The 21,102-nt window shown below is 32.1% G+C and carries 16 protein-coding genes, 5 pseudogenes and 1 riboswitch; of the genes and pseudogenes, 16 read left to right on the forward strand and 5 right to left on the reverse strand.

Translation table 11 applies throughout. From position 1 onward, the window contains the following. Positions 1–343 precede the first annotated feature (343 nt). The 6 genes from abc-f (at position 344) to BAQ44_RS19655 (ending at position 7,209) form a co-directional block, all read left to right on the forward strand. On the forward strand, positions 344–1,972 hold the full coding sequence (gene abc-f / locus BAQ44_RS19630; RefSeq protein ID WP_071723815.1) for a ribosomal protection-like ABC-F family protein: 1,629 nt from the start codon (positions 344–346) through the stop codon (positions 1,970–1,972). Positions 1,973–1,992: 20 nt separating this feature from the next. Beyond that, complete coding sequence (locus BAQ44_RS19635; protein ID WP_071723139.1) at positions 1,993–2,586, forward strand: GNAT family N-acetyltransferase; 594 nt, start codon at positions 1,993–1,995, stop codon at positions 2,584–2,586. 397 nt (positions 2,587–2,983) lie between these two features. Further along, complete coding sequence (locus BAQ44_RS19640) at positions 2,984–3,526, forward strand: DUF3267 domain-containing protein (protein WP_063260576.1); 543 nt, start codon at positions 2,984–2,986, stop codon at positions 3,524–3,526. Positions 3,527–3,794: 268 nt separating this feature from the next. Continuing rightward, positions 3,795–4,565, forward strand: a complete 771-nt coding sequence (locus BAQ44_RS19645; RefSeq protein WP_071723140.1) for an ABC transporter ATP-binding protein — start codon at positions 3,795–3,797, stop codon at positions 4,563–4,565. After that, entirely contained in the window at positions 4,540–6,471 is a 1,932-nt protein-coding gene (locus BAQ44_RS19650; RefSeq protein ID WP_071723142.1) for an ABC transporter permease, read from the forward strand. The genes BAQ44_RS19645 and BAQ44_RS19650 overlap by 26 nt, the downstream gene beginning before the upstream one ends. A 66-nt stretch (positions 6,472–6,537) precedes the next feature. Beyond that, positions 6,538–7,209, forward strand: a complete 672-nt coding sequence (locus BAQ44_RS19655) for a lipoprotein BA_5634 family protein (protein WP_063260578.1) — start codon at positions 6,538–6,540, stop codon at positions 7,207–7,209. Positions 7,210–7,274: 65 nt separating this feature from the next. On the opposite strand, the gene BAQ44_RS19660 is transcribed toward BAQ44_RS19655, so the two are convergent. Beyond that, positions 7,275–7,616, reverse strand: a complete 342-nt coding sequence (locus BAQ44_RS19660) for a DUF3914 domain-containing protein (RefSeq protein ID WP_063260579.1) — start codon at positions 7,614–7,616, stop codon at positions 7,275–7,277. Positions 7,617–7,924: 308 nt separating this feature from the next. On the opposite strand from BAQ44_RS19660, the gene BAQ44_RS19665 reads away from it, so the two are divergent. The 8 genes and pseudogenes from BAQ44_RS19665 to BAQ44_RS19700 form a co-directional block, all read left to right on the forward strand. Next, on the forward strand, positions 7,925–8,968 hold the full coding sequence (locus BAQ44_RS19665) for a homoserine dehydrogenase (RefSeq protein ID WP_063260580.1): 1,044 nt from the start codon (positions 7,925–7,927) through the stop codon (positions 8,966–8,968). Between the two features lie 124 nt (positions 8,969–9,092). Further along, the gene (gene pdxR, locus BAQ44_RS19670; protein WP_071723144.1) at positions 9,093–10,541 is read left to right on the forward strand and encodes a MocR-like pyridoxine biosynthesis transcription factor PdxR; all 1,449 of its coding nucleotides are present in this window, start codon (positions 9,093–9,095) and stop codon (positions 10,539–10,541) included. 4 nt (positions 10,542–10,545) lie between these two features. After that, positions 10,546–11,460: a D-alanine--D-alanine ligase gene (gene ddlB / locus BAQ44_RS19675; protein ID WP_071723817.1), complete on the forward strand. Its 915-nt coding sequence runs from the start codon at positions 10,546–10,548 to the stop codon at positions 11,458–11,460. Positions 11,461–11,532: 72 nt separating this feature from the next. After that, positions 11,533–11,638: riboswitch (TPP riboswitch) on the forward strand. 122 nt (positions 11,639–11,760) lie between these two features. Further along, positions 11,761–12,450 carry a thiaminase II gene (gene tenA / locus BAQ44_RS19680; RefSeq protein WP_063260582.1) on the forward strand — a complete coding sequence of 230 codons (690 nt, stop codon included), beginning with the start codon at positions 11,761–11,763 and terminating at the stop codon, positions 12,448–12,450. A 453-nt stretch (positions 12,451–12,903) separates the two neighbouring features. Next, complete coding sequence (locus BAQ44_RS19685; RefSeq protein ID WP_071723146.1) at positions 12,904–13,218, forward strand: heterocycloanthracin/sonorensin family bacteriocin; 315 nt, start codon at positions 12,904–12,906, stop codon at positions 13,216–13,218. A 328-nt stretch (positions 13,219–13,546) separates the two neighbouring features. Continuing rightward, positions 13,547–14,026, forward strand: coding sequence for a homoserine dehydrogenase (locus BAQ44_RS19690; protein WP_116758393.1), 480 nt, complete (start codon positions 13,547–13,549; stop codon positions 14,024–14,026). A 306-nt stretch (positions 14,027–14,332) separates the two neighbouring features. Next, positions 14,333–16,720 (forward strand): RNaseH domain-containing protein, encoded by a 2,388-nt coding sequence (locus tag BAQ44_RS19695; protein ID WP_071723151.1) that lies wholly within the window; start codon positions 14,333–14,335, stop codon positions 16,718–16,720. 12 nt (positions 16,721–16,732) lie between these two features. Then, positions 16,733–17,095: pseudogene (locus BAQ44_RS19700) on the forward strand (GH25 family lysozyme); the annotation flags it as partial. Between the two features lie 90 nt (positions 17,096–17,185). On the opposite strand, the gene BAQ44_RS19705 reads toward BAQ44_RS19700, so the two are convergent. From BAQ44_RS19705 to BAQ44_RS29875, 3 genes and pseudogenes are all read right to left on the reverse strand, one after another. Then, a complete protein-coding gene (locus BAQ44_RS19705) occupies positions 17,186–17,464 on the reverse strand; it encodes a hypothetical protein (protein WP_071723819.1) in 279 nt (92 codons plus the stop codon). 14 nt (positions 17,465–17,478) lie between these two features. Continuing rightward, positions 17,479–18,480, reverse strand: a pseudogene (locus BAQ44_RS19710) (WXG100 family type VII secretion target). A gap of 215 nt (positions 18,481–18,695) precedes the next feature. Next, positions 18,696–19,304 (reverse strand): annotated as a pseudogene (locus BAQ44_RS29875) (S-layer homology domain-containing protein); the annotation flags it as partial. A gap of 367 nt (positions 19,305–19,671) precedes the next feature. On the opposite strand from BAQ44_RS29875, the gene BAQ44_RS19725 reads away from it, so the two are divergent. Then, positions 19,672–20,658 carry an S-layer homology domain-containing protein gene (locus BAQ44_RS19725; RefSeq protein ID WP_071723155.1) on the forward strand — a complete coding sequence of 329 codons (987 nt, stop codon included), beginning with the start codon at positions 19,672–19,674 and terminating at the stop codon, positions 20,656–20,658. A 96-nt stretch (positions 20,659–20,754) separates the two neighbouring features. On the opposite strand, the pseudogene BAQ44_RS31465 reads toward BAQ44_RS19725, so the two are convergent. Then, positions 20,755–20,895, reverse strand: a pseudogene (locus BAQ44_RS31465) (YolD-like family protein); the annotation flags it as partial. 2 nt (positions 20,896–20,897) lie between these two features. Here BAQ44_RS31465 and BAQ44_RS31845 point away from each other — a divergent pair. Continuing rightward, positions 20,898–20,999 (forward strand): annotated as a pseudogene (locus BAQ44_RS31845) (replication-relaxation family protein); the annotation flags it as partial. Between the last annotated feature and the right edge of the window lie 103 nt (positions 21,000–21,102).

The following is a 21,102-nucleotide window of genomic DNA, read 5'->3' on the forward strand; positions in this document are numbered from 1 at the left end:
AATTTGAAGTTAAGAAATGATAAATAGACCTAGAAGAAAACAATCTTTATAATAGCACATATAATTGCATTTACTCATACAGTACTATCATGGTACAATATGGTTACTAACGACGGAAAGGAATGATGGGTGGACGATGATTAACTAATCTTATTTTTAAATGTTGAAATTCAATAAATTTCAATTTCTAAAAAATAGGATTAGTCTGCCCAATTTCCATACAACGGTATTGCTATTTATGTTGCGCAATAGCTTATTTGGGTATAAATATTTTAACGACTAATCCTGCCAAATTTATTTGGGAGGATTTTTTTATTCTCCCTTAATGAAAGGGATCGGTATTATGAAAGAACTATTAAAATTAAATGATGTTTATGTTGAAATAAAGGAAAACACTTTGTTAGAGAAAATGAATGTGACAGTAAGGCAAGGGGATGTTATCGGATTAATTGGTAAAAACGGGGCTGGTAAATCAACGTTACTTCAATTAATAAATGGGAAGATTGAACCATCAAAAGGTACTGTTGAATGGATGCAAATGAATATGACAACAGCATATGTTGAACAAGAAAAAGAATCTTTTGTTAGTAAGGATATGATTGCAAAAGAAGCCGAACTTCTTGCTAAATGGGGCGTGCCAACGAACGATTTTCTAACTTTAAGTGGTGGTGAAAAGCTAAAAGTTCGATTAGCAAAAGGATTTGCTGAAAATCCTAATGTCTTAATTTTAGACGAACCGACAAATCATTTAGATGAGATGAGTACGGAATTTCTCATAAAACAAATCAAAAATATAAAAGGTACAGTTATCGTCGTATCGCATGATCGATACTTTTTAGATGTTGTTGCGACTAGAATATGGTCAATTGAGGATAAGAAATTAATTGACCATAGCGGTAATTATACAAGTTATATGAAAGCGCGTGAGCATAAAAGAATGACGCAGCAGCGTGAATATGAAAAACAACAAAAAAAGATAGAACAAGTAGAAACTCATATAAAAGAATTAAGTTCATGGTCACAAAAGGCACATGCACAGTCTACAAAACAAGAAGGAGTGAAAGAATTTTATCGTGTAAAGGCGAAGCGAATGGACGCGCAAGTTAAATCGAAACGAAAGCGTCTCGAAAAAGAGCTGGAGAAAACGAAGGTAGAACGTGTGAAAGAAGAGTATTCAGTTGAATTTTCCATTCAAGCGAGTAAAAAAGTAGGAAAACGTTTCTTAGAAGTAAAACAATTGCGGAAAGAATTTAATAAACGTATATTATTTGAAAACGTTAATTTTACTATCCAGCACGGTGAGAAGGTTGCGATGATTGGAGCAAATGGTAGCGGGAAAACAACGTTATTGAAGATGATTATGGGAACAGAAACTACCGAAGGAGAAGTATGGATTTCACCATCAGCAAACATTGGATATTTAACACAAGAAGTATTTGATTTACCGCTTGATAAAACACCAGAAGATTTATTTTATAAAGAGACATTTGAAGAAAGAGGAAAAGTCCAAAATTTAATGAAACATTTAGGGTTCCAAGCTACTCAATGGAAAGAGCCAATTGAGTATATGAGTATGGGGGAAAGAGTGAAATGTAAGCTCATGGCTTATATTTTAGATGAAAAAGATGTACTTATTTTAGACGAACCAACGAATCACCTTGATCTACCTTCACGTGAACAGCTTGAAAATACATTAGCTGAGTATAATGGAACACTCATTATCGTTTCTCACGATCGATATTTTCTGGAGAAAACAACTAACGTAAAACTTGTGTTTTTAAACAATACGATACAAAAGCAGCTCGAAGAACCTACGAAAACAAGAGATGAAATTGAAGAGCTACGTTTAACGCTAGAAACAGAGAGACAAGAAGTATTAGGTAAATTAAGCTTTTTAACTTCTAAAGACAAAGAATATAAAGAACTGGACGAACGGTTTATGGAGCTTACGAAGCAGATCAAGGCGCTTTAACGTAAATAAGGGGGATTAATATGGGAAAAGAGAGTTTGACTAAGTTATTTAAAATAGATTGTGGTGATATATACCTACAAGAGTTTACGGTCAAAGATGCAGAGAGTATTTATAAAATAGCAAATCAACCAGAAATAGAAAAGTTTTTACCCGACTGGAAATCAACGAAAGAACAACGAGTTAATTGGGTTACAAATGATGAAATACCAGAAAACAAAGCATTTCTTGATGCAGTGAGAACTACGACTAACATAGATGATCACATATTGAGGCTAGGAATATTTAAGAAAACCACAAATGAATTTATTGGATGGTGCTGCACAAGTCTGAAAGATGAGCTTCCTGCACCGAATAGAGAAATTATGTATGCTGTTTCAAGTGAATATCATAATAATGGATATGCAACGAAAGCGACACAAGGCTTGATCGGCTATTTGTTTGAAAATACAAATGTGGATGTCCTTAACGCAACTGCATTAATTAATAACGTACCGTCAAATAAAGTGATTGAAAAATGCGGGTTCGTTTATTTGAGTCAACAGACGATAGAAAACCAAATTTATAATCATTATGTATTGAGTAAATCCGAATGGGTAAAAAATAGTGCTCTTTAAAGGGGATCATGCAATGCAAAAAGCTTAGAGTTAAAATTCTAAGCTTTTTTGCATTTTAAAGTACTAGTTAACCAAATTATGTGTAGATTCTGGATGTGCGTTTCACCAAAAACAAATGTAGCAAGTAGTACATGCGAGAACTATTTCATAAACAGTATATCCAAAAGGTATTTAGAAAATTTTGTCGAATATATGTATCTATGAAAACACTAATTTCTCACTCAAATTATCCTACACATGGTTTAGTAGAAGAATGCACGGCAAAAGTGAAGGCAGCAAAGATTTGCATTTAAAATTAATAATTGAGTGTAAGTGGATTGCATGTTTTAAAATATGAAATTTTAAATGGGGGGGAAAGCGTATTATCATTTGGTTTCGTCACTTACCACAAATAAGTATGGATTGGTCAGAATGGTCTCCTTTTATACAAAATGATTGGCACCGAAAACATTATATGAAGTTTGTATATGTACTTCAAATCATTATTTTTCTAATACCGTATTATTTTGGAGCAAGCTTCACCGATCTTAATATATTATATCTCATCATCATAGGCATTTTGGTCTTCATTATTCATGAATGCCTACACATTATTGTTATAAATAATAAAGGTGATATTAGCTTAACTTGTAGTGGAATATTTTTTTGGCTAAATACGAATGCAATTCTATCCAAAGCGAGATTTTGGATCTTTATGAGTTTTCCTATTATTGTACTATCGGTAATACCGGCCATTATATCATCTTTTGTATCAGGCAATATTAAATCAATCTTATTATTTGTATGTTGGATAAACGCAATAATTTCTGCTTCAGATATATATAATTCATTATTAATTGCGATTAAACCGAAGAAATCAATTTTTTGTAGAGGTTATTATAAAGTGGAAGACAATAAAAAAGGGTATCTCAAAAAAATTTCAACTAAAGGCATTAGTTAAAAATATAACTTTGGGAAGTAAAAGACCGATCAAGCAATCGGTCTTTTCTCGTTTTTATAATAAAGATTTGATATACAATTGTATTTCCTATCACTATACAATTATTATAAGATAGTTATGCGTTAATTTTAATTTGTAAATAGTTTTATTATCGGTTTTTTCAGAAATCTTACAAGCGTGTAAGATAAATGAAAGATGAATCAATATGAGCTATAAGACAATTCATTTACACTCTATTATGAGAAGTGCAAATGAAGGGAGAATAGAAATGGAAATTTTACATGCGAAAAATATTAGTAAAGTATATAAAGGGAAAATACCTTTTAAAGCATTAGTGGATATTGATTTATCAATTCAAGAAGGTGAATTTATAGGGATCATGGGGCCATCAGGTAGTGGAAAAACAACGTTATTAAATATGGTATCTACTATCGACTCCCCATCCTCAGGAGAAATAGTAATAAATGGTACAAATCCTTTTCAATTATCATCCGAAGATTTAGCTTTATTCCGTAGAAAGCAATTAGGATTTGTATTCCAATCATTTAATTTACTTAGCACGCTTACAGTGAAGGAAAATATCGTATTGCCGATGACATTAGATGGTGTTTCTGTGCAAGAAATGAACAAGCGAGTGGAAGAAATTGCAGTGAAATTAAATATTACAGATATATTAAATAAAAGAACATTTGAAATATCAGGGGGACAAGCTCAAAGAACAGCAATCGCTCGTGCAATTGTTCATAAGCCGCAATTATTACTTGCAGATGAACCAACCGGGAATTTAGATTCTAAATCTTCAAATGATGTAATGGAGATGCTTGATACGCTTAACAAGGAAGAAAAGGCAACGATGATGTTAGTTACACATGATCCGTATGCAGCGAGTTATTGTAGCAGAGTTATTTTTATAAAAGATGGTCAATTATATAATGAAATTTACCGAGGTGAAAGTAGGCAAGCATTTTATCAAAAGATTATGGATGTCCTTTCTTTGTTAGGAGGGAAAAGGCATGACTTTTCGTCAATTCGCATTTAATAATATTTTTCGCAATAAGCGTACATATGCTGCTCATTTTTTAAGCAGTGCATTTTCGATTATGATTTTCTTTACGTATGCTCTTTTATTATTTCATCCTGATTTACAAGGTGAGTTACAGTCGACAAGTGCAACAATAAGTGCATTTGGTACATTGGGATTTTCAGTTTCGCAAGGTTTGATTTTTGTATTTTCATTTTTCTTCATTCTATATTCAGTAAGTTCGTTTTTAAAAACGCGTAAGAAAGAATTTGGTATTTTAATGATGCATGGTATGTCAATGAGGCAGCTTAAGAAGTTATTGTTAATTGAAAATATGCTAATTGGACTTGGCTCAATTTGTATTGGGATCCTCATCGGTCTCATATTTTCTAAACTAGTTTTATTAATAAGTGCCAATGTATTAATGATAAATAACGGTTTACCTTTTTATATACCAGTACAGGCTGTATTATTAACAATTGTCACGTTTCTTTTCTTATTTTTAATCGTTTCGTTAGTTACATTTAAAACGGTTAAAGTAACAGAACTTGTGGAACTTATGCAAGCTGGTGAAAAGCCAAAACCTGAACCGAAATCATCAATTTTATTATCACTTTTTTCATTATTTAGTATAGGATATGGCTATATTTTAGTATTTCGCTTTATCTCAAATTATAGTTTTATTACGCTCGGAATAGGTGTGCTCCTAGTAATTATAGGAACGTACTTTTTATATACACAGTGTAGCGTATATATATTGTACCTTGCAAAAAGGAGTGAATCTTTCTTTTTAAAGAGAACAAATATATTAACATTTTCAGAATTAATATACCGTATGAAAGATAATGCAACGATGTTTTTTATAGTATCTATTATTTCGGCAGTTGCTTTTACAGCAATTGGAACGACAGCTGCTATTGGAAATAAAGATTTGGTAAGAATGACAAACCCATATACATTTCTATATATAGGGCCTGAAAAAGACAAAATGGTGGACGAACATCTTTCTATTATAAAACAAAACCTTTCTGATGCTAATATTCCATATCGAATGGCTTCATCTTCATATATATATACAGAAAGTAACGTATGTGTAATGAAGTTAAGTGAATATAACGATCTTGCGAGAGCACTCGGTTATCAACAAGAAACGATTGAAAAAGAAGATGAAATTTTACTAATCCCTGGAATGGTATCGCAGAAACAAGAATTTAAAAATGGTGACTATAAAAAGGATATTGAGGTCATTCAAGGAGAGTGGACAAAGACATTTCGTGTTAAAAAAGCTCTAGAAAATTTAGTTTTACCACATGATTCTAATAGTATTTATATAGCTGTTCAAGATCATATATATGATGGGATTCCTTTTAATGTTAATCAAAATGATATAGTTGTTCGAGATCGTACTTACGGATTTGTTGTAGATGACTGGTTGAAAACGAAAGAGATCTCAAACCAATTAAATAGTATATTTAGTAAAGATGTTAAAGAAAGAGATTTCCATTTTCAAGCTCTAACATTAGATTTGTTACGTGCAAAACAAACAAATGGATTATTACTTATGGCAAGTGTTCTAGTTGGAATTGTCTTCTTTACATTTGCTGCTAGTTTTATTTACTTCCGGTTATATACGGATTTGGATCGTGATCAACAGCAATATAAAATGATTTCGAAAATGGGATTAAGTAAACGAGAATTAAAAAAAGTTGTAACGAGACAGTTAGTATTAATGTTTTTCTTACCGATTGTTATTGCAGTGATTCATACTGTAGTTGCTTATACCGCATTACAACAATTAGTCGATTTTTCCATTTTAAATAGCTCTATCGTTATTTTAATTTCATTTATATGTATACAGGTTTTATATTTCTTTATAACACGTTGGCGTTATTTACAAAAGCTTTATAAAACTATGGAGCAATAGAGTATATCAGCTTATAAGATTGCACAAAAGTATATAAAAAAGAAGTGAATTAAGAAAGGAATTGTGATGAAAAGAACATTAACCATTTTTATGTTAATTATAATACTTTTAATAAGCTTTAGTGCTTGCTCTAAAAATGAAAACAGACTTCCAGCCAACGGTGTATTAATAATCGGAGACGAAAATTATACTTCACCGATTATTAATCGTTATAAGGAGATTACGAAAGAAAATGAAGTGTTTTCTGTAAAAATAGATACATTTGGAATAGGACAAGTAGTAATTTTAAATGAATCTACAGCGCAAGCGTTGATTAAAACAAAGGTTTTTCGTGAAAGAGAGAATGGATCCAAATTTAGACCTTTAGATACGTTACCTAATTTACCAAAAGAAGGATCACTTTTGTTTGCAAGTGAAGATGAAAAAAAATTGAAAAGTATTGAATTAGAAGAAACGGAGATTGCTGTTAAATACGGTAGTGATGCTTGGATAGGTAACACTCGTAAATATCCAACCCAATATTATGTAATTGTAGCAAAAGATAGCGTGTATAAAGAAATAAATGCAAAAGAGACGAAAATGCACCTGCTCCACTTGAAAAAGTCTTTAGGTGATGAAAAACCTAAAATGTCGACAGATAATACATTGATTAATGAAAAGGTAAAAGTAGACAAGTTAATTGAAGGTTATAAAGGGGAAGTATCATTTCAGTTTGTAACGATTGGAGAAAAATCTTAAAAAAGAGTTCGAGGTTGATAGAATTTTTATCAACCTCGAACTCTTTTTAATACCATATAAATAACTTACATTACTTCATTTAACCGTGTCCCGTTCGTTTCTTCAATACCATTTGCATATTGAACCGAACTATCTTGAGTTTCCTTCTCTTTACGAGCCTTTTGTAGCATTTCAAGTATAATCCATAAAGGAACACCTTTATCCTTTAACATCTTCCATAAATCTAATTCATTAAATTTATGCTCAGGTTGTTTCATTTCTTTTTCAGATGAACGAATATCAAACTTGATTGGATCATTTGATTTTTTATCTTCAAGTTTAGTAGAAGTGGTGTTATTATGCTCAAGACTAGAGGTGGTTATTTTAGTAGGTTGAGATAATCTATTCATATTTAACCCGATTTGCATAGCGCTTTTCCTCCTATTTATGTAATGAAGGCAGTTTTCTTATAATGTATAGATTGGTTTAACATATGAGGAAACTATAATCAATTATAAATTCAAATAATCAGATTTACAAGTCATCATGATGAACATGATCGTCTATTTATATTTTTTGTTGATTAAATGATGGAATAGTAAATATCGATAGAATAATTGTAGGGAAACTATCATGATTATCAAAATAAATATTAATAAGGCGCTCTCAATGGAATTCGAGGGCGCTATATATTATATTGAAAGAGGGATTTGGTAGAAAAATATGGGGGGATATTATGAAAATTCAAGTTGTATTATCAGGATATGGAACAGTTGGCAGAGAGTTTGTAAAATTATTAAACGAAAAATATTCATATATATATGAAACATATGGGATTCAATTAATTGTAAGTGGCGTGTTAGGTAGAAATGTTGCAATACATAATGAGGATGGCTTATCTATTCATCACTTATTAAGGTATGGTGGCGGTAGCTCTGCAATTGAAAAGTATATTGAACATTATCCGAAGGAACGAGTAACAGATAACATAAGTGGTACTGTACTGGTGGAATCGACTGTTACAAATCTTAAAGATGGAAATCCAGGAAAACAATATATAAAACAAGCGATTGAGAAACAAATGGATATAGTAGCAATTTCAAAAGGTGCACTCGTTACAAACTGGAGAGAAATAAATGAAGCAGCAAAAAATGCAAATGTACGAATTCGATATAGTGGTGCGACCGCGGCCGCATTACCGACACTTGATATTGGTCAATTTAGTTTAGCTGGTTGCCATATTGAAAAAATAGAAGGAATATTAAACGGGACTACTAATTATATTCTTTCGAAAATGAATGAGGAAGATATTACGTTTGAAGAAGCGCTGAAAGATGCGCAACGTAAAGGAATTGCTGAAACGAACCCAATATTAGATGTAAGTGGTTCTGATAGTGCTTGTAAATTGTTACTTTTGACAAACAGTTTAATGGGAACAGAAAATACGCTTGCAGATATACATATAAAAGGAATCGAACATGTTACACAACAACAAATTCGAAATGCTAAGGAACATAATAAATATATTAAATTAATAGCTTCAGCATATAAGGATCAGGATGGTAAAGTTGCTTTTAAAGTAGAACCGTACGAAATAGATAAGGATCATCCGCTAGCAAATGTAAATGGGACAGAAAAAGGGATTACGTTCTTTACAGATACGATGGGACAAGTTACTACAATTGGTGGTGCTTCTAATCCACGCGGAGCCGCAGCAGCAGCTTTAAAAGATATTATTAACTTATATCGTAAAGATCTGTACCGTATTAGTGAGGAGTGACATCCACCATTGATTATTAGCCTTTATTTTTATAATACCGTACCGCCCTTTATAAAAAATACATATGTAGTGGACCTTTTGAGAATGAAATAATTATGCAAAAATGATTGCAGGGGGTAAGGAATTGTTTAAAGATTTTAAAGTTGTCAAAGATCGTCCCGTTTATATTCAATTGAAAGATTATTTGAAAAAGATGATTATGAAAGGGCATTTGCTTGGGGATCAAAAAATTCCTTCAACAAGGGAGCTAAGCGAATTACTAAGTGTGAGCAGAAATACAGTACTCGCTGCTTATGCCGATTTAGAGCAAGAAGGACTCATTTATGCAGTTAAAGGAAAAGGAAATTTTGTTGCGAAGGTTGATATATCGAACACTTCGTCAGTTGAAATAGATTGGAAAAATAAACTTAATACAGTTACCTTATTAGCGGATGAATTAGATTTAATGAAACATGGTGTTCGCTGGGAAAAAGGAATGATTGTTTTTAACAGCATTGCTCCGGACGAAAAGCTATTTGATGTGGAAAACTTCAAAAGAGCTTTTCTTACTCGTATGTCCATTGAAGGTGATGTTGTATTAAACTACGGATATGCTAAAGGTTATAGACCGTTAATGAATTATCTACTTCATTACATGGAAATGAAAGGCGTAGATACTTCGAACAAAGATATTTTAATTACAAATGGGTTTACTGAAGGATTGGATATTGTACTTTCCTCGTTATCCAAAAAATCGGGGCGGGTTATTTGTGAGAACCCGACGCATCATGCTGCACTGAAGCTTTTCCGTTTACATGGACTTGAAGTGCATGGAATTAATATGAATGAAGATGGCATCGATACGAACGAAGTAGAAAAAAGTTTGCGTGAAAAAGATTTTGATTTCGCGTATTTAATTCCTTCTTATCATAATCCAACTGGTATTGTTACGAGTTCGGAGAAAAGAACGGAACTGATGAGATTATTTTCAAAATATAAAATTCCTATTATAGAAGATGGGTTTAATGAAGAACTACGTTATTCAGGTTCACATTTAGCACCATTATTAACCTTTGCTGGCGCTGGTAATAATGTGATTTATATTAGTAGCTTTTCGAAGGTACTTTTCCCTGGTTTACGTGTAGGATGGATTATTGCAGATAAAGAGCTGATTCATCATTTAGAAAGTGTAAAAAGAGCAAGAACGATTCACACATCTACGTTAGATCAAGCTGTTCTATTTCAATATTTACATGAAGGATATTTTGAAAAATATTTAAAAAAGGCAAGATCAGTTTATAAGAAAAAATATGAGTTAGCTGTTGGGGCGTGTAACGAGTACATTCCGTTTCAAAGAATGACCGGTGATGGTGGCCTCCATTTATTTATAGAGTTAGAAGAAAAAATTCATGCCCGTACGCTTTTGCAAAAGTGTTATGAGCAAGGGGTTACATTTTCTCCAGGAGATGTTTTTTATTCTGATGGAGGAGGAGCGAACACTTTTCGATTAGGATTTTCACGTCTGAAAGAAGAAGATATAGTTCGGGGAATCAAAATAATTGGTGATACAATAAAAAATGAAATTTGGAGTTGAGGAAATGAGAATTGGCGTTATTATGGGTGGAGTATCTTCTGAAAAACAAGTATCAATTATGACTGGAAATGAAATGATTGCACATTTAGATAAAAGTAAGTATGAAATAGTTCCAATTACGTTAGATGCAAAAATGGATTTAATCGAAAAAGCGAAGGACATTGATTTCGCGCTGCTCGCATTACACGGAAAATACGGAGAAGATGGGACAGTTCAAGGAACACTTGAAAGTTTAGGTATTCCTTATAGCGGAAGCAATATGTTATCTAGCGGTATATGTATGGACAAAAATATTTCGAAAAAGATTTTACGTTATGAAGGTATAGAAACACCAGATTGGATCGAACTTACAAAAATGGAAGATCTAAATCTTGATGAATTAGATAATTTAGGGTTTCCGTTAGTGGTAAAACCAAACTCTGGTGGCTCAAGTGTTGGGGTGAAAATTGTCTATGATAAAGACGAATTAATCTCGATGCTGGAAACTGTGTTCGAATGGGATTCTGAAGTTGTAATAGAGAAGTATATAAAAGGTGACGAGATTACATGTTCAATTTTTGATGGAAAACAGTTACCTATCATTTCAATTCGACATGCGGCGGAGTTCTTTGATTACAATGCGAAATATGATGATGTTAGTACAATTGAAGAAGTTATCGAACTTCCAGCTGAATTGAAGGAACGTGTAAACAAAGCGTCACTGGCTTGTTATAAAGCTTTGAAATGCAGCGTTTATGCGAGAGTTGATATGATGGTGAAGGACGGTATTCCATATGTAATGGAGATTAATACTTTACCAGGAATGACACAAGCAAGTTTACTACCAAAAAGTGCAGACGCGGCTGGAATTCATTATAGTAAACTATTAGATATGATTATTGAAACTTCAGTAAGAGTAAGACAAGAAGAAGGATTTTAAGTAGTGGTAGCATGAATACTTTTGACAGTAACATGAAGTATGTTATGATGAATACAATACGAAAATTAAATATTTATCCACTAGGGGGGCCTATTATAGGCTGAGATTAAATGCAAATTTGAGACTCTTAGTACCTGATCTGGTTAATACTAGCGTAGGGAAGTGGGAAGACATTACTATTTTATGAATAAATACTGTCAATTTCACTTTCTTTACGCCTGTAAAGAAAGTTTTTTTGTTTTACAGATTTAATAATTGTGGGTAAATACTTAAATTTTATACATAATTGGAGGGATTTAAATGACTTTTTCACAATCATTACGTAAAGAAGTAGATTCAATTTGGGAAGCTAGTTTTCAACACCCTTTTGTAAAAAAACTTGGTGAAGGAACGTTAGATTTAGCTAGTTTTCGCTATTACGTGCTTCAAGATTCATATTATTTGAGTCATTTCGCTAGAGTACAAACTTTAGGTGCTGCAAAGGCTCTAGAATTAGAAACGACAGCTCGGATGGCACACCATGCTCAAAATACATATGAAGCAGAATTATCTTTACATGAGAATTTTGCGAAAAAACTAGGGATTACACAAGAAGAAAAAGAGAATTTTATCCCAGCTCCAACTGCATATGCATATACTTCACATATGTATCGTGCTGCGTATGAAGGACATTTAGGTGATATCATTGCGGCAATTTTACCTTGCTATTGGTTGTATTATGAAATTGGTGAACGTTTAAAAGAGTGTCAGCCAGAAGAGCCAATTTATAACGAATGGATTTCTGCTTACGGATCTGATTGGTTCCGTACATTAGTTGAAGAGCAAATTACACGATTAGATGCAATAGCTGAAAAAGTAACAGAGGCAGACCGAAATCGAATGAAACAGCACTTTATTATTAGCAGTCAATATGAATATTCATTTTGGGAAATGGCCTATACTTTAGAAAAGTGGCCGGTGAATACAGAAATAAAAAATGTAATTGGATAATGAGTAGAGGTATTGCTATTCACAGGTATGAATAATACTTATGAATAGGATTTCACCAAAGAAGTATCGCAATAAGACGCATTAATCTAAGTGCGTCTTTTTTCAATTTATAAAAATGAACCCATGGAAAAAATAACCTAAAAATAGGTGTATGAACAAGGTGCATCATATAGTGTTAGGTCATATTTTGTAGGGGTACGTATTGAACTTAGTTTATCCCGCTTTAATGGGCAGTAAGACCCCCACTTCAAAATTCAGCGAAAGCAAAGAAGTTAGGTGGAGGATCAACTGCCCATAAAAGTCCGATTGGTGAGGGCTGATAATCAGTGGGGGATGAAGAAAACCCCCACTGATTAAAGTTTCACTTTATAGCGCTATTTTTACTTAGATTTAACGAACAGAAATATAAGAAAGCATTGAAAAAGTTGAAGTTTATAAACGGAGGGCATGAAAATGAATAATTTTCAACAAGAACTACAAGCGTTAAGCCTTAATGATTACCAGCCTGGAAATATCGTATATTGGGACCAACAAAACCAAAATCCATATTACTATATTGAAGATGTTGCTCGTCGCTGCGGAGGCTGTGGAGGGCGTTGTGGAGGTTGTGCAGGTCGCTGTGGTGGATTCCGTTGTATTGGTTGCTTCGGTTGTTTTGGTTGTGGCGGCTGCGGAGGTTGTGGTAGCTGTGGTAGTTGTTCAAATTGTTTTAATGGTTTTAGTGGTACTACTGATACAACTGGTACTATTGTAACATATGAATATTAATATTAAAAAATGAGTCCATTTGTGAAGCATTATATAACTTTTATAAAAGAATTTGATAAAAACTGATGTAGCACTCAAGTGAAAGAATGATATTTAGGTGTAAATCAAGATAAGATAGAAAAAGCAATGATTAGATTTAAAGTTTAATCATTGCTTTTTTATATTTTTATCATCAATTAAGGAATCTGTTGCTTCTAGTTAGTGGGTAGCGAAAGAAATTATTACAACTATGTAAGATTAATGTAATGTTAATCGATAGTAAATGAAGACACTTGAGTGTATTTTAAAATATTGGGGTAAGTAAAATTTTATTAGGAAGTGTATTAGAATGATTGAAATTAAATCTATGATCCATTCGTATAAACTAAAGAGAAAAATAGCAAGGGATTTATACGGAAACAGAGATGAATTGACACTGTTATTAAATGAATGTAATAAAATGAAACACACAGTAACATGTGAAAAAAAGAAAAATAATATATTATCTCGTTTACAATTAATTTATCAAAATATGAAATTAGATAAACGGTACCCTCTTCCAATTACTTTTAATAGTAAATTATTGGATCGATTAGAAAAAGAATCTTTTTATTCTATTGAGGAAGGTATAGCATGTCTACAATTAATGTTAGATATAAATTATGAGAAAATAAAACAATATGGATCGAGTACAAGTAGGTCATTTGTTCCATTATCGCAGTCTTCCATTTGTCTTGCTGATTGTGTTTGTATAACTGGATTTGTATTAGGATTACTAGGTGTAGTTACAGTTGGAGGATTAGTGTTATCTGTATGTTCAATTACATAAAGGTTGATATCTGTAAAAAAAGGGCATCGTTTTAAGGTGTTCTTTTTTAGTATTATTGTAAAATTACTGTAAATAATAAATACATTATATTAATAATATTGTATAATTTGAATGTATTAAAATAAAGATGTTAGAGGTGTCGTATATGATTACTTTTAATTTTTAAATCAGTCTTTTTAATAATTTATTATTCGGAGGAATCTTTATACTTTTCTTTTAAATACTTGGTATAAATCGATTAGATTAAGTGATAATTTTTCTAGTTTTTTGTGATCAAGAAAAATGAAGAAAGGAAGTAATCATTTTATGGAAAAATTAAAGTTATTAACATTTGAAAATATAGTAGAACCTCTTTTAAACGAAAGTGTGTCATTTATATATTTCCCTATTGATTGGATTGATATTGTAGAGATACATTATAAGACATTTTTATTAACAAGTAAGTTGAAACGATTGAATGAAAGATTATATGATATGTTTTCTGATATATTATTTATTCAGCATAATCCGTATGTATTAAGTGAAAATACACCATGGATTGTATCGAAAGAACCTATTAGAAAAGAACAACTCGATTATATTTTCCAAAGTTGGTATGAGTTAATTCATGATTGGAAACCTAATAAATTAATAGAATTGCCAAAATATGAATGGCATTATGATTTAATTTCTAACTTAACAGTACTACATGATAATGAAATATATTCTAAGTGGGTGCCTGCTTTAATTTCTCATATTTTTTGTGAACAACCTGTACGGATAGAGAATATCAATGAAGAAGATATATATTTTTCTCCTCTTAGATCACAAAATATTTGTGAGGCAATGTCAGAGCCTATTAAAGATGAAAAAACTCAAGATTATTTCGCCTATGTATATCGTTTCGAATGTATCACGCGCGGGGGCGAAAATATTCCATTATTAAATGTTTCTATAGGAATTCGGAGGTTTTACCAAGAATATAACCATCCAGATATTCCTTTGCTATTAAGACGAAAACGGGGCATGATATTGGTTTCTACTCCAGAATTTGCATCGAATAATAAGAAATTACGATTTGTAAAACTAAAAGTTCAGCAGGCTATAAACGGCATAAAATGGATTAAGATATTTAGAAATTTAAAAGATGATTTTCGTATAGGTGGAGAAGTTGAATTAGAGCATATTCTTCAATATCCGAAAGATTATATGATAGGAACAAATATTAGGGTGTTGCTTCCATACAATGAGAGAATATATAAAGTTCAAGGTACTAAAATAAAATCTGGTATAAAAGTAAAAGAAAGAGAGCATCTATTTAAAGGGTTTCAGCAAAAATTCGCTAATTTCACATTACTACCAGAATGTAAAAAGGTAGCAACAAATAATGAAAATGAATTATTCCCTTTAATTGCACCAAAAGGATTAGAGACTATAACGTTAGAAATATGGTCTGAAAAAATCTCGTTGGAAGTTGAACAAGCGTTATTTGAAAGTGAAATAGTGTTAGCTCAAATCGGTGAGTCATTATATGTTTTAAATGCAGATTCTCCAGTATTGTTAAAAATAGTAAGATATAATATTGAAAAAGTATTGCAAAATCCATATAAAATGCAATATTGCCAGAAATACAAAACAAATTTAGTAGAGGATGTTATGAAAGCGGTTTATGCTACTGCAGGTGAGCGCAATGATGCGACATTGGCGTTAATCGCAATGAAAAATTGTGATGGGCGTGAAAAAATCGATCCAAAGCAAATCGTTAGAGAAGGGTTTGCACGAACAAACCGTATTTCAGCATTTATTAATTTATTTATAGGCCAAAGTGTAACCCATAAAACAATAATAAATTGTATTCTTAGTTTATTAGAACAAAAAGGATTTTTGAAACGTAGTTGGAATAAAATAAATTTATCTTGTACATATGTTAATTTATCAATTGAACGAATCTCGAAATTTGATTTCTTACCTATTATTTCACAAATAAAAGGAAAAGAAATTTCATATAAATTATATGGTAATACAGAGTGGCAAACGATTGATTGCTTGTTATTAAATGTAAATAAACATAATACCTTTTTACCACAACCTTCAAAAAGAAATGATATGGGAATTCAATTTAAACAATTTGTTTTTGAAACATTAAAGGGAATTTTACAACGTGCAAAAGAGAAAAATGAACAAGTGTATTTCATTGTAGATGCGCATTTAAGAAAATATTGGATGAAAGAGTTACAAAATAAAAAAATTGATATAGATATTTTACCGGAGATTGTTCCTGATGTGCTAAAGGTTCCTAATTTAAATTTTATAAGAATAAATACATCTTTTGATACACCAAAATACGGTGTGATAGAACGTGATGATGTTCCTGAGGGCACAAGTTTATATGTAGATCAAAAAGGGATGTATTATAGTACTGGTGAATATTCGCTAAATGGTAGTGAAACATCGCAGCGATACATACTTGAAATATTAACGCTAGGTGTAAAACCTGTAGAAAGGAATTACATCGCTAAAATGATACACTATATGTGCTGTAATTCAAGTATGCTTCAGGAAAAAAATATACATATGCCGTATTTTATGCATATGGCGAAAGTAATAAAGAGCTATATGACTGATATAGATGCAAGAGAGTTTAAAGAGTTTGATGATGAATTGGATGTAGATATAATAAAAGGAGAAAAGAAAGATTCAATTATTCTGCTTTAAATAATAGTAGACAAATCGATGGGGGATTTGAGAGCCGGCACACAAGCCTTTATCGATGAGTTATACCGTTTAGGTGCTAAGAAAGTCGGTTTATATGTTGGGCATCATATGTACGCACCGTTTAAAATGGCAAATGTGAAATGTGATTTCGTTTGGATTCCTCGATATGGTGGCAATAAACCAGCATATCCTTGTGATATATGGCAGTACACAGAAACAGGAAATGTACCTGGTATCGGTAAGTGTGACTTGAATTCGCTTGTAGGGAGTAAGCCACTTTCTTGGTTTACTGGAGCAGAACAGAAGCAGGAGCAAATACAAGCGGAGAAACCTAAACAAAACATCATCCAATCAGGCGCTTTTTCACCGTATGAAGTTAAGTGAAATATACTATGTAATAGCAAATGAAACCTATGTATATGTGAGTGAAGTGAAAAAGGTTCTCTTAACTGAGAACCTTTATATTTATCTCCAACGCCATTCTATTTCGTTTGAATCAAAGTAGACGGCAGGTATTCCAATTCCCTCTAATTGATTATTTTTAGATACAAACCAATTGTTTTCATCCAATAGGATTGGATTTACATCATCTAAAGGCGGATTATTTTCATCTACCATTTTGTTAAGAAACTCTTTGAAATCAGAAATGTTATTAGTGAAATTAATATTTCCATACATCCAAAAACCATCACCATTTGCATTTGAAATGTCTCCTAAATGTATATCTTTAAAGTATAGTTTCATAGCGAATATCCCTCTCATTTCTTAATGTTAAAATATTTACCAGGAATTTCTCCTCTAATAAGGTATTCAGTATCTCTTTTAGTCCAATTTAAAGCGAGATTTTTCCAGTGATCTGTAGTTGCGGAATCTTGTTTTATTAAACGCTCTATTTTCTTAGGGCTTAAAATAGCAACATCTTTTACTTCACCTTCCCTAATTCCCTTTCTTAGAGCAGGTAAATCAATATCAATAATATTTTTACCATAATTACTTGCAACCTCAGGTTTTATCGAGAAACTAGTATAAGGACTATTATGTTTTGCTCCTCTGCGATATCCACCTAAGATATGTTCAGTTACAGTTACTTGTCGGCCTTTATACATTCCTTCTTTATTTGCTGGGATTAAGTTTCCGTTCTCACCAATATGTGGTTTACCGATACCATTTGGTCTTGTTGCTGCTTTTAAGTAATCTTCTCCTCGTAAAAGGTTTTTACTTTCTATTGCAGCATGCGTCATCTTAACGCCTTTACCCACTTTAGCAAGTTTCCCAACTGGTGTAAGACCAGCTACTGCCATCCCACCCGCAAAGATTCTATCCCAGGTTGATAGTTTTTCACCAGTAGATGGATCAACACCATCCCACGCTCTTTTAATATCATACTCACCACTTATTTCACCAGCTATATCTCGAGCTAGTTTACCGCCATCAAAACCTTTTTCTTCAGAGGAAGGTTTACCACACATTGCACCTTCTTCCATTGTAACATCTTGATTATCTGCATTGCGGAATTTTTCAGCAATCCGTTTCAAGTCTTCTTCTACTTTTACAAGTGAATTAATAGATGTAAAAGCTTTTGGTCTCGCATCATTGAACATTTAAATGAACTGTTGATTAGAGGCACCAATCCATTGAAAACACAATTGATCTATTTCATTACATAAATTATTATGTATAGATTCTAATGCGATTCTGGTATTATTTGTACGATTAGCCACTTCTTCTAGCATTTCAGGTGTTACTTTGATTTGAACCATTTTTTTCCTCCCTTTTCCAATTTAAATTATGAGATAAAAAGAAAAAAATGTAAATATGGAAATTTTAGATTAGTATAATAATATTTATGTGAAATAAAATCTGCATAATTGTAAATAAAGCCTATGTGTATGTAATGTAGGGTAAAAAAGGTCTGCTCAGACTAGAGCAGACCTTTTTGGGGGCGTTTATTTAATAATGGCCATTAATTACGAGTTGGACGGAAATTTGGTTCTTGCACACGTGTTAAGAATGCAGCAAACTGTTCACGAGTAACTTTGGCTGTAGGCGCAAATGTACCATCCGGGAATCCAACAGTAATATTATTTTGAGCTAAAATGACAATATAGTCATATGACCAATATTGAGTAGGTGAAACATCTTTAAATCTAACGTGTGCGCCAGTTGATTTTAAATCAAAAGCCTTAACGAGTGCTACAGCCATCTCTGCGCGTGTTAATTCTCGTTCACCAAAGAAATTAAAAGAATTAGCTATGTAGCCGTAATGCATCAATTTATGCGCAGCATCATAGTAATAGGAATATACCGGGATATCCTGGAATGTGTCCTTATAGTTATATGGCATTTTTAAATCTAATGCTCTATCTAACATTACAGCCATTTGACCACGAGTTACATTATCACTAGGTTTGAAATAACCCTCTGGAGTACCATTAATAATTCCTCTTTCAGTTAAATAGTTAATTTCTTTGTACGCCCAATTAGTAGTTTGTACATCTGGGAATGATTTAGCACTTGCAAGATTAGGAATAAAAAATGACAGAATCATTACAAAAGTAGTTAGTAACAGACTTGCTTTTTTCACTAAAAACACCTCTTTATATTTTTTTATTTATATATTACCATTAAATATTAATTAAATAAAGTAGATTTACTGGTGGTGTAGGTAATAATAACTTTAATTCAGATGGTACAGTAACGCGTGAACAATTAGCGGTATTTCTATAAAGATCTAAGAGATAACGTTTAGTCAAAATGAATAAAAGACTAACTCGTATGAGTCGGTCTTTTATTTGCAGGATTATTTTTAACTGCTGATACCATAATATCCGTTGTAGTACGAAAGCAGTTGACGTTTTTTATATAATTATTATATATTAATATAACAAAAAATGATAATCACTTAAAAACAACGGATATAAGTGAGAGTTATATACATAGGAGGAATCATAATGAATTTTAAACATGTACTTGTAACAGGCTTAATTACCGCCACACTATTCGGTGCAACGAATGCTCATGCACAAACTGCAGATTTCACTGATGTACCAAGTGGGCATTGGTCTGAAAGTTCTATCAACTACTTAGCAGATAAAAAGGTAATAAGTGGTTATGGCAACGGGAAATTTGGTTTTGGAGACAATGTAACTCGTGGACAAGTATCTGCGATTATTTCAAGATACCTAAAACTAGAAAATAATGGATCTACAATCAAAAATTTCTCTGATATTCATGGGCATATGTTTGAAAACAGTATTAAAGCAGTTGCTCAAGCAGGGATCATGACAGGAGACAGCACTGACAAATTCAGACCCGATGATACATTAACTCGATACGAAATGGCTGTTATCTTACAAAAAGCTTTTCACTTAGCTGTAAAAACAAACGACCTTTTCTATGATGTTTCAAATAATCATTGGGCAACAGACTCTGTTCGTTCATTGTATAGTAATGGCATCACAAATGGAATTGGAAACTATCAATATGGCGGAGAAATGAGTGTAACAAGGGAACAATTTGCAAAATTTATGTATAATGCAATTTTTGTAAACCCTAACTTTGTTCCTGAGTCTATTCCTGAGAAAGATGGGGATGAGCAAAATTATAAAGAAATTCAGAATATACTGATTGATTATGGATTTGAAAAAACCCAATATAACTACAGATATAATAAAAACTATGATAACCTTATGTCTTTTGAATTCTCTTCTAACGATGACAGAGCATATAAAATATTTATGTATAGTGATGACCCTGTATTAAATGAGCCTGTGAAAAAAATCTTAAAAACCCTACTACCAACTAAAGGAGATTATCTGTACAATATAATGAAAAATCCTACTGCAAGCTCTCGAACAATAGAATTAGATGGTCGCAAAGTTGAAACTTATAGGGATGGCAATGATATATATGCTTTTCTTGGAAAACGAAAATACTAAAAGTTACTTATAAATGATTTAAATGTTCCCTTTGCATGGGGCATTTAAAAGGGCTACTCAGAAGTCGGTGTCACCGACTTCTGGGACAGCTCTTTTTTAATGGATATTAATTAATTCATTGAGTTTAATTTCCGGATTTAGTCCAAATGCATCTGTACAATAAATAGTTTTTAGCATTGGCTCTATATGTTGAACATTTATGTGCATGTTATTAATCAAACCATCGCAGTAATAAGAAGATTTATTTTTTTACGGTTACAAAATACAGAGAAAAGAAGCTGGAAGAGTTAGCGAGAATGTATGATGTTTTTGTGAAGGTTTATGTGATTGCAAGTATTTAATAGCGAAATAAAAAATAACAGTCCTTCTAAGGTGACATATATCGTTGCAACTTTTTAGAAAACAATTCTAGTTCATCAAAAATATAGTTTTGAAGGCTAAGGC

The organism is Bacillus mobilis, assembly GCF_001884045.1.
Taxonomy (GTDB): Bacteria; Bacillota; Bacilli; order Bacillales; family Bacillaceae_G; genus Bacillus_A; species Bacillus_A mobilis.